Source organism: Deinococcus roseus (assembly GCF_014646895.1).
Lineage (GTDB): Bacteria > Deinococcota > Deinococci > Deinococcales > Deinococcaceae > Deinococcus_C > Deinococcus_C roseus.
Genome location: NZ_BMOD01000017.1, coordinates 99,916 through 109,839, shown reverse-complemented (window position 1 = coordinate 109,839; position 9,924 = coordinate 99,916). Strand labels below are relative to the sequence as shown.

7 protein-coding genes are annotated in these 9,924 nt (G+C 58.8%); 5 read left to right on the top strand and 2 right to left on the bottom strand.

The genetic code is table 11. The features are described 5' to 3' along the window. The first annotated feature begins 170 nt into the window (after window positions 1-170). A complete protein-coding gene (locus IEY52_RS18465; protein ID WP_189005197.1) occupies window positions 171-818 on the top strand; it encodes a hypothetical protein in 648 nt (215 codons plus the stop codon). An 85-nt stretch (window positions 819-903) separates the two neighbouring features. After that, a complete protein-coding gene (locus IEY52_RS18460; protein WP_189005195.1) occupies window positions 904-3,066 on the top strand; it encodes a diguanylate cyclase domain-containing protein in 2,163 nt (720 codons plus the stop codon). Here the strand turns inward: IEY52_RS18460 and IEY52_RS18455 are convergent. Further along, window positions 3,061-3,954, bottom strand: coding sequence for a LysR substrate-binding domain-containing protein (locus IEY52_RS18455; protein WP_189005185.1), 894 nt, complete (start codon window positions 3,952-3,954; stop codon window positions 3,061-3,063). The genes IEY52_RS18460 and IEY52_RS18455 overlap by 6 nt on opposite strands. Before the next feature lie 83 nt (window positions 3,955-4,037). Here IEY52_RS18455 and IEY52_RS18450 point away from each other — a divergent pair, with 83 nt between their 5' ends. The 3 genes from IEY52_RS18450 (at window position 4,038) to IEY52_RS18440 (ending at window position 7,843) form a co-directional block, all read left to right on the top strand. Then, window positions 4,038-5,120, top strand: a complete 1,083-nt coding sequence (locus IEY52_RS18450; RefSeq protein WP_189005183.1) for a TDT family transporter — start codon at window positions 4,038-4,040, stop codon at window positions 5,118-5,120. Window positions 5,121-5,232: 112 nt separating this feature from the next. Then, the gene (locus IEY52_RS18445) at window positions 5,233-5,883 is read left to right on the top strand and encodes a hypothetical protein (protein WP_189005181.1); all 651 of its coding nucleotides are present in this window, start codon (window positions 5,233-5,235) and stop codon (window positions 5,881-5,883) included. Between the two features lie 118 nt (window positions 5,884-6,001). Continuing rightward, window positions 6,002-7,843 (top strand): PAS domain-containing sensor histidine kinase, encoded by a 1,842-nt coding sequence (locus IEY52_RS18440; RefSeq protein ID WP_189005179.1) that lies wholly within the window; start codon window positions 6,002-6,004, stop codon window positions 7,841-7,843. A gap of 149 nt (window positions 7,844-7,992) precedes the next feature. Here IEY52_RS18440 and IEY52_RS18435 read toward each other — a convergent pair whose 3' ends face one another. Further along, on the bottom strand, window positions 7,993-9,846 hold the full coding sequence (locus tag IEY52_RS18435) for an HD domain-containing phosphohydrolase (protein ID WP_189005170.1): 1,854 nt from the start codon (window positions 9,844-9,846) through the stop codon (window positions 7,993-7,995). Window positions 9,847-9,924 lie beyond the last annotated feature (78 nt).

The window sequence follows — 9,924 nt, the reverse complement described above, 5'->3', positions numbered from 1 at the left end:
CAGGTTTTACTGAAAGGCATGCAAGGCTGTACCAGGGTTTTCCCATGCAGAAGATCTGCCAAACCACACAAAGGTATCCCTACCCTGAAAGGCCAAACCACACAAAGGTGTCGCTATTTTGGGGGTTTTCTCGGGATTTCGCTTCCCTTTTCCTGGATAAACTGGAAGAGATGAATGCAGAAGACCTGTTGCAGCAAGAAGCCCGGCGGCTGACCAGAGATGCTTTGCTCCTCACCACCACCGAAACCCCTTCCGGGATTGTGGGCCACTGGGGTGGTGAATTTGTGCAGGCTGGCCCTTTCAAACACCACCAGACTGCAGAACCTGTGTTTGTCCTGACTGCACAGGCTGTTCCAGTGCCCTCTCAGGGCCTGACGGTGTACCGTCACCAGAACCGGGAGGGAACCGGGGGGTTTTCTGTGCTGCCAAAAGCGCATCGGGTCAAAGGCGCAGAGCCGCTGTATGCCCAGTTGAAAGAAAGTGTGCCTCCCCTTCAGGCCATTTGCCTTTATGGATCCACAGAAGTGGAACGCTGGCTGCGTGGCCTTGGACTGTCTCGCATGGATGACTGGCAACTTCCTGCAGATCTGGAAGACACCTACAACACCCTGGTGGGGTACGAGCCCTGGCCCTGGTGGAGCGGTCCCGATGTGGCCCTGGTGATGAACCCCTGGCCCATGATGTGGCCCGACGATGAGGTTTACCCCATTGCACCTGCTGGGCTGGTGGCGGCCACCCTGCGGGATGCAGAGCCTTACCTGCAAGTCTGGTGGTCTGAAGCCAGCATGGGCTGGTGGCTGGACCTCAAAACCACCTGAACAGGGTTGCAGAGCAGAAAAGGTTTCTGACAGGTTGTACGCAGTATAACAGGCTGGAATTCCACCCCGTTTTCGGAGGAGCCCCATGGACCACCAGCATCCCAACGTTGCCATCCTGACAGACTGGATTGGTCCTTTTCAGAAAACCGTCCTGAAAACCCTGCAAGAGACTTTGCATGCTGCAGGGGTCAGCACCACCACCTATGTGGGCCGGGAACTGCACCATCCCCATCCTGTGTATGCCACCAGCAACCACATCTACCAGATGGTGCAACCCCAGGGGCACCAGGGGGTTTTTGTGCTCACCTCCACCCTGGGGAACCACAGCACCGATGAAGAACTGCGGGCGTTTTTGCAGCCGTTCAGGCACCTTCCGGTGGTGGGCTTTGGACGGGCATTGCCCGGAGTGGTCACGGTGCAGGCCAGCAATTCCAGGGGGATGCAGGACCTGATGGAGCACCTGATTGTGCTGCAGGGACACCGCAAATTCGTGTTCATGCAGGGCGTGGAAGGCAACCCGGATTCCAGTGAACGGGAAAACATCTTCCGGGCAGTTTTGCAGGACCACGGTGTGGTTTTCAGGGAAGACCACTGTCTGAATGGGGATTTTTACCCTCCCACAGCAAGGCATGCCATGCTGCAGTTTTTGAAGGATGGACAGCGGGATTTTGATTGCGTGGTGTGCGCCAATGATGACATGGCTGTCGCGGTGATGGGGGTGCTGCAGGAACATGGCCTGCAGGTTCCGCAGGATGTGGCGGTGGTGGGTTTTGATGATGTGGAGAGTGGGCAGTCTGCACCTTCTCCCCTCACCACCGTCAGGCAACCTGTTGCAGAGATGGGCAGGGTGGCCGCCCGGCTTCTGCTGGACATGATGCAGGGCCTTCCCGGAGCAGATGTGCAGGTGCCTTCCCGGCTGGTCATCCGGGAATCCTGTGGCAACCGGACCTTGCCCGAAATCCCACTGGAAGACCTGCAGGAGCTGGATCCTCAGGGTGAACTTTTTGCTGCTTTTCTGCAGCAATTAAATGGAATCCAGAATGCGTTTTTGCCTTTCTGGAAGCAGACTTTGCAAACGGTGGACAGTGCAGTTCAGCTGGAGCGCTTTCAGAACCTGCTGCTTGGCTGGAGTGAAACCAGTGCCTGTCTGCCTGCAGACCAGCAGCAGAAAGCCCTGAAACTGGGGTTGCAGGCCAGCCAGCTGGTGTCTGAACGCATCGTGCGGCTGGAAACCCGCCAGACGGTGGGGCAATTGCGCCAGGTGCGGCACCTGTCCCATGTGGGCACCTCCATGGGGGCACATGACACCCTGGAAGGCCTGCTTTCTGAACTCAAGCACAGCCTGCCTTCCATTGGACTCCAGCACTTCATGCTGGCCCTCTACGACCAGTTTGGACGGCAGCCGGGCAACCGGGTGAAGGTGCAACTCAGCAGCGGAGGGGTGGGTCAGGAAGGCGAGGTGCTGGAAGCCTGTGATTTGTTGCCAGGTGTGCTCTTGCGGGATGGAGCTTCCCTCAACTGGCAGGTGCACCCGATTTACGTCAATGACGAGCATTATGGTTGCTTCATGATGGTGGAACCCCCGGACTGGGGTGGCGATGAAGAGCTGCTCCGTTACCTGGTGACCCGCAGCATCCACCACATGGTCAGGACCCAGGAGCTGATCCGTCACTCAGAAGAACTCGAACATCTGGTGCAGGAGCGCACCTGCCAGCTGGAAGAGGCCAACCGGGAGCTTCGCAAATCCCTCTTGATGGATGGCCTCACCCGCGTGTACAACCGCACGGCGTTCGACGATTACCTGCAGCGCACGTGGAAAGAGCACCAGCGTTCAGGCCAGAGCCTTGCCCTGATCATGTGCGATGTGGATTTCTTCAAGAAGTACAACGATGCCTGCGGCCATCTGGCCGGGGACCAGTGCCTGAGGTCCATTGCCCAGGCGCTTTTCCAGGCGGCTTACCGTCCGGGCGACATGGTGGCCCGTTATGGCGGCGAGGAGTTCGTGGTGGTGCTTCCAGAAACCACGGCAGAGGGAGCCAGACGGGTCGCCGAGCGCATTCAGGCCACCGTGGCGGCCCTCAAGCTTTCCCATCCTGCTTCAGAGGTGTCTGAGCACATCACCCTCAGCATGGGGGTCAAGTCCCAGGTGCCCCGTCCGGGTGAAGATGCGCTGCAACTGGTGCATCAGGCCGATCAGGGGCTTTACCAGTCCAAACGGCAACAGAGGAACCACATCACGGTGTTATGAGGGGGTGTCCTGCAGCAGGGTCAGAAAAGCCTGCACGGCTCTGGACTGGGTGGCAGGAGGCCCACCCACCACCCGGAATTCCCGCTGCAGGCCTTGCAGGGGAACGGGAAGCTGCACCAGCAGACCGGTTTGCACTTCCCGCTGCACCGAGCGTTCAGAGAGGAAAGCCACCCCCAGGTTTTGCAGCACCGCTTCTTTGACGGCTTCGGTGCCTGCGAGTTCCAGCACGGTTTGCACCTGAAGGCCTGCCTGTTGCAGGGCACGCTCTGCCACTTCACGGGTGCCGGATCCTGCTTCCCGCCAGATCACCGGAAGATGCTGCAGGTCTGAGGTTTGCACCTGCTCATGGGCCAGGGGATGCTGTGGGCTGGCCACCAGCACCAGATGGTCCTGATGGAACACAAAAGAGTGCACATCTGTGGGCAACAGGGGAGGAGGGCCTTCAATCAGGGCCAGTTCGCTGGTGCTGTTCAGCAGAAAATTCAGCACTTCACGGGTGTTGCCCTGCCGGACCTGCAATTTCACCCCCGGATGCTGCTGGTGGTAGTGGGCCAGCATGCCAGGCAACAAGGTGGCTGCAATGGTCAGGCTGGCCGCCACCCGCAAATTTCCGGTTTGCAACCCCTGCAGGTCTTGCAGGTAAGTACGGGTCCCTTGCAGGGCACGTTGCACGGTTCTGGCGTGTTCAAGAAGCCCCTGTCCTGTGTTGGTGAGGGTGACCCCGTGGCGGTGCCGCTGGAACAGGGGTTCTCCAACCACGGTGGTCAGTTGTTTCAGCTGGCTGGAAATGGCGGGCTGACTGAGGTGCAACTGTTCACCAGCGGCGGTGAGGCTGCCGTGCTCTGCGACCACCAGAAAGGTGAGGAGGTGCTCAGGATTGACCTGCATGCCCGCATGATATCAAAAATTTGAATAAAACAGACAAAAATTCGATTTGACCTTGATATCTTAGGGCTTTTATGCTGAGACCCATGCAGCACCGTACCGTTCATCCCAGCTTTCACCTGCCTCTGGTGCAGCACTTTTCCCCCAACCTTTATGCCATCACCATGGGCACCGGGATTCTCGCCCTGATGATGGGGAAGCTTCCCTGGGAAGCGGCGTTCAAAACCGGTGAACTGCTGTGGATGCTGAATGCCCTGCTGTTCTGCGGGTTCAGTGTGCTGTTCGGGCTCAAGGCCCTGCTGTACCCCACAGAAACCCGACAGGTGCTCGACCACCCCACCCAGAGCCTTTTTCTGGGCGCTGTCCCCATGGGCCTTGCCACCGTGATCAATGGCCTGCTGGAATACGGGCTGCCTTTGTGGGGCAGCAGGGTGGTGCCCTTTGCTCAGCATCTGTGGATGCTGGACGCTGTGCTGGCCCTGATCACCTGCACGCTGGTGCCTTACCGCATGTTCACCCGCAGCCAGCATCCCCTGAAAGAAATGACCGCCCTGTGGCTCTTGCCGGTGGTGGCCCCGGAAGTCACTGCAGCCAGTGCCGGGCTGTTGATCCCGCACCTCTCCCAGCACGCCTGGGGAATGTTGTGCACCAGTTATGTGCTGTGGGCTTTCTCGGTGCCGCTGGCCCTGATGCTGCTGACCGTGCTGGTGTTGCGACTTACCCAGCACCAGTTGCCTGGGCGTGAAATGGCCCTCAGCATGTTCTTGCCGATTGGGCCACTGGCCACCGCTGCCCTGGCCTTGCTGCAACTGGGAGGGGCTGCTGGACCCGTGCTGGCAGCCCAGAATTTGCCATCCCTCACCCCGGTGCTGCAGGGCATCGGACTGGTGGGAGGACTGGTGCTGTGGGGTTTTGCATGCTGGTGGTTGGTGCTGGCCCTGCTCACCACCTGCCGTTACCTGAAAACCGGGCTGCCGTTCAACCTGGGCTGGTGGGGACTGACCTTTCCGGTGGGGGTGTTCAGCGCGGCCACCTTTGCCCTTGCAGATGTGACCCACCTGACCCTGCTGAGGCACATGGCAACTGCGCTGGTGGGGGTTCTGGTGCTGTTGTGGATGCTGGTCACCCTGCGCACCCTGCAACACCAGATGCAGCCCTCAAACACCTGATGTGCGGCCTGGAACCCCAGGAAAAAGGAGCAAGCATGAAAAACGAAACAGCAGGACAGAAACACCGGTTTTCAAGGTTTGTGCAGGTGTTCAGCAGTGGGAAGTGGAATTCATGACCCTGCTCTGGGAGCAGCACTGGCAGGCCTTGCAGGAAACCCGTCTCTGGTGTGAACAGCACCTGCTGGACCACACCCTGAATCAGGCAGAAGAACCAGAAGTGAGGGTGATTCCGCTGGACAATCACCGCTCCATGACCTACTCGGTTTCCCTGCAGAACTGCCTGCGGTCGGCTGTGCTGAGGCCCCAGAATTACCCAGAAGATTGGGGATACCTTGTTTTGAATGCCCCTGAAATTGAAACCCTGCTTAAGAAACGCAGAACCCTCTTGAACGCTGCGGGAGAACCCACCCTCAGAGGCCGCATCCTCTGTGTGGGAGAAGAAACCGACACCTACATGGGAGAAGGGGTCCCGGCTTCAAAGGGGTTCATCGATGAAATTTACATGCCCCCATGGGACACCTGGTTTGCTTATTTGCCTGGTGAAAAAGCCAGCGAAGGTGTGCTGCTGGCCTGGATTCCAGAAAGGTTGGTGGAACAGGTGCAGACTGCCCTTGAGGCGGCCGCAACACAACCGCTGATGTGGCTGGATGAACTGCACAACCTGGAGGAATGGGGAGGACGTGAAGGGCAGCAAGTCCTGGTCCGGGAAGCCCATGGTGCCTTGCAGCACAGGCTTTTGGAGCATGAGGGTGAGGGTTCCTGAAAAACCTGTTTCAGTTCCAGCTGGGAAGGCCAGCGTGAAGCAAGCATTCAGGATGACAGTTCGGTGACAGCATCATTGGGTACACTGAACGCATGAACAGGGCATTGCAGGGAGCATCATGACTTCTGGCCCCCTCCAGCGGGTGGACCCCATGGCCTGCCAGATGCTCGATGCACTGGATGAACCGGCCTGGCTGGCCAACCGTGAAGGCACGGAATTCATCAACAACCAGCTGTTTTTGCAAATGTTTCCTGCGCACCCTGGAGATCCTGCAGAGCTGGAAGACATGCTGCACCCCGAAGACCAGGATCGGATTGCCCTTTTTCTGTCCCAGCATTTTCAGGGGGATCAACCGTTCAAGACAGCTTTTAGGGCCAGGGGCCGCACACAACAGCACCTGTGGTACGAATTGAAGGTGCATCCCCTCAGGCATGCTGGAGAGGTGACAGGCTGGCTGGGCCGGGTCAAACCTCTGGAGAGTTCTGCAGATCACCTTGCAGCCATTCTGGAACACCTCCCCATGGCCATCAATGTGATGGACCTCTCGGGTGAAATCATCATGATGAACAGCCACCAGGAACGGGCCTCCCACACCACCCGTGAACATTACCTGGGCAAAACCGTTCAGGAGGTCTCTCCCCAGTACACCGAGATCTTCCGCCAGGTGATCGAGGAGGTGCACCGGACCGGGAAAGCCCTGGCCCCCAGAGAATACCTGACCGCTGCAGGCGAGTGGTGGCGCTCTTTTCACTTTCCAGTCAAGGCCGCAGATGGCCGCTGGCTGGGGGTGGGAAACGCCTCCCTGAACATCACCGAGCAGAAAAAAGCCGAACAGCGTGCGCTGACCCAGCAACGGTTCCTGCAGCAACTCACCGATGAAGTTCCAGCCACCATCCAGATCCGCAACATCCAGACCGGAGAGGTGGTGTTCCGCAACCTCTACACCACCCTGGTGCTGGGGTTCACGCCAGAAGAATTTCAGGCCATGACCCCTGAGCAGCAATTCACCCTGGTTCCCCCGGAAGATTTGCCCAGAATCATGGGGGTGACCGAAAGGATCAAAAACCTGCAGCCTGGAGAGAGCATTGAAGACGAATACCGCCTGAAACACAAAGATGGACACTGGCGCTGGTTGTTCGGGCGCTCCACGGTGTTCACCTGGGATGACCAGGGGCAGGCCCTGGAAAGCCTCACGGTGGGCCTGGACATCACCCGTCGCAAACAAACCGAACTGGAACTGGAAGCCAGTGAGAAACGCCTGCAACACCTGCTGGAAGGCCACAGGCGTTTTGTGTCGGACGCTTCGCATGAAATCAAAACACCCATTGCAGGCATTCAGGGCAATTTGGAGGTGCTGCTGCGTTACGCAGACATCCCGGAAGAAGAAAAACGGGAGATCATCCAGGACTGTCACCGGGAAGCTGCCCGCCTGGGACGTCTGGTTCAGGATCTGTTGCACCTTGCCCGTTCTGGCAGCGGCATGCTGATGGTGCAGGACGAGGTGCGGCTGGACCAGCTGGTGCAAGACACCCTCAGGGACTTTGAATCCATCAGGGGCCAGCGTGAACTGCAGCTGGGAGATGTGCCAGAATGCGTGGTGGAGGGAGATCCAGACCGCCTGAAGCAACTGCTGGTGATTCTGGTGGGCAACGCCCTCAAATACACCCCGGACGGAGGCAAAGTCACCGTGGACCTGCAAGACCATGACCGGTGGGTGCTGCTGCATGTGACCGACACCGGAATTGGCATCGCCGAAAAAGATTTGCACCGCGTGTTTGAACGGTATTTCCGGGCAGACCACTCCGCACTGGGCAAGGATCCCGGTGGGACCGGACTGGGCCTCCCCATTGCCCGCTGGATTGTGCAGGAACATGGTGGGGAAATCCATCTGGAAAGTGATCTGGGAAAGGGCACCACCGTGGTGGTGAAGTTGCCTGCTCCGGCCATCACACCGCATTGAGGCAGAAGGCAAGGATGCCGAGGGCAAGACGCAGAAGGCAGAAATTTGTTACCACAATTGTAGGGGCGCAGCACGCTGCGCCCCTCGGAAACCATTCAAGACCAGAATGCTGGTGTTTTGCGCTCCAGACACAAGACGCGTGGCACGCCTCAATGCTTTTGCTCGCTGTTCAACATCTTCAAGAAAGCCTCCACCAAATCTGGGTCCAGCAGGGTGCCTGCTTCTTCCCTGAGCTGATGGACAGCCTCCTGATGGCTCCAGGCGGGTTTGTAGGGCCGTTCGCTGACCAGGGCGTCGTACACATCCACCACTGCGAAAAGGCGGGCCAGCAGGGGAATGTCCTGCCCTTTGAGGCTTTTGGGGTAACCGCTGCCATTCCAGCGTTCCTGGTGGTATAAAACCACTTCCAGTGCCTCTGTGGGCAGGGTGGGGATGTGGTGCAGCAGGTCATAGCCCACACCGGGATGCTGCTGGATGAAGCCCCAGTCCTGGGAATTCAGGCGTTCAGGTTTCAGCAGCACCTGATCCGGGATGGCCACCTTGCCCACATCGTGCAGGTAGGCCCCGAAACGCAGGGCGTCCAGTTGCTGCTGGTCCAGCTTGACCGCTTGCCCCAGACGTTCTGAGAGTTGCACCACCCGGTCGGTGTGGCCTTTGGTTTCAAAGTCCCGGTATTCCAGCACCAGCCCCATGGCCCTCAGGGTTTCCTCCCGGGCTTCTTTCAGGCGTTCCAGGTCCAGCAGGCGGTGGTATCCCAGGCTGACCCGTTCGGTGACGGCCGTGCACAGCCTGCGGGTGGAATCGCTGATGGGCTGGGGAACGCGGCTTCCCATGAACATCACTCCACACAGGGTCTGTCCTGCCACGATGGGCAAGATGGCCACAGATGGAAACTGCTCTCCGAGAGGGGTTTGCAGGTGGTGTTCGTTGCGGTTGCTGAAAAACACAGGGCTCAGGGCAGGCAGGTTTCCGGGCACCTCCTGGGCGGTCATGCTGTCCATCACCTGCTGCACCAGGGTGCGGAATTCCTCTTCGCCTTTTCCCAGGGTGCGAATCAGAGACAGCCCCTCTTCTGACACCCGCACAAACGAGCCGCACTGAAACTCGGTGAGGGGCAGCAAAAATTCAAGGGTGCTGACCGACAGAACATCCGGCTCGGTCACGGTTTCCAGCTGGTAGGTCAGGTCCAGCAGGGCGCGGTAACGTTCCAGCTGCTGGTGCAGCCGGAGTTCGGCCCATTTGCGGTCGGTGATGTCCATGGTGGTGAGGTGAAACTCCCAGTCTTCGGGTCCCAGTTCCACCCGGCGCACCACCGAAGACACCCAGCGTTCTTCTCTGGCGCGGGTGATGATGCGGTACTCCATGGGTTCAGAAGGTCCCTCATCCTGTTGAAAGAGCTGCAGCCTTGCTTCCAGAACGAGTGCAAGGTCTTCGGGGTGCACCAGTTTGCTGTAATCCAGGTCCTGCATTTCCTCTGCGGTGTACCCGAACAGGTGCATGCAGGAAGGCGAGGTGTAGACCCTGTCTCCTGTTCTGGAGATGATCTGCAGCACACTTCCGGCATGGTGCAGCATCTGTTCAAGCTGGTGGGCACGCTGCAGGGATTCCTGCTGGTACTGCACCTGCTGGGTGACGTCCCGGGCCACCATCAGCCACATGTCTCCCTCCAGCAGCGAGATGGTGAGTTCGGTCCACAGCACCTGACCGTCGCGGGTGGTGCCTTTCACGGTGTCACGGGTGTTTTTGCCTTGCTGCATGCGGTGCATCAGGCGCAGGAAATGGTCTTGCCGAACCGAGGCGTGCAGCAGCACTTCAGGGCTTTCCCCCAGCAATTCATCCAGAAAAAACCCGGTGCGCAAAAGCAGGGTGCGGTTGATGTACGTGATGGTCGGATGGGGATCCCCCATCGGGTAGGTCATCAGCAAGATGGCATCGGAACTCTCGTGCAGCATGCGGTGAAGCACCTGGCTGGAGAGTGCGGGAACGTTTTGAGAAGAGGACATGCCAGGAACCCCTCCGGGAGTGAAAGCAGGGAATGTGAAACCTTGAATAACAGTGTACTGCCATATTGACGTTTTGGC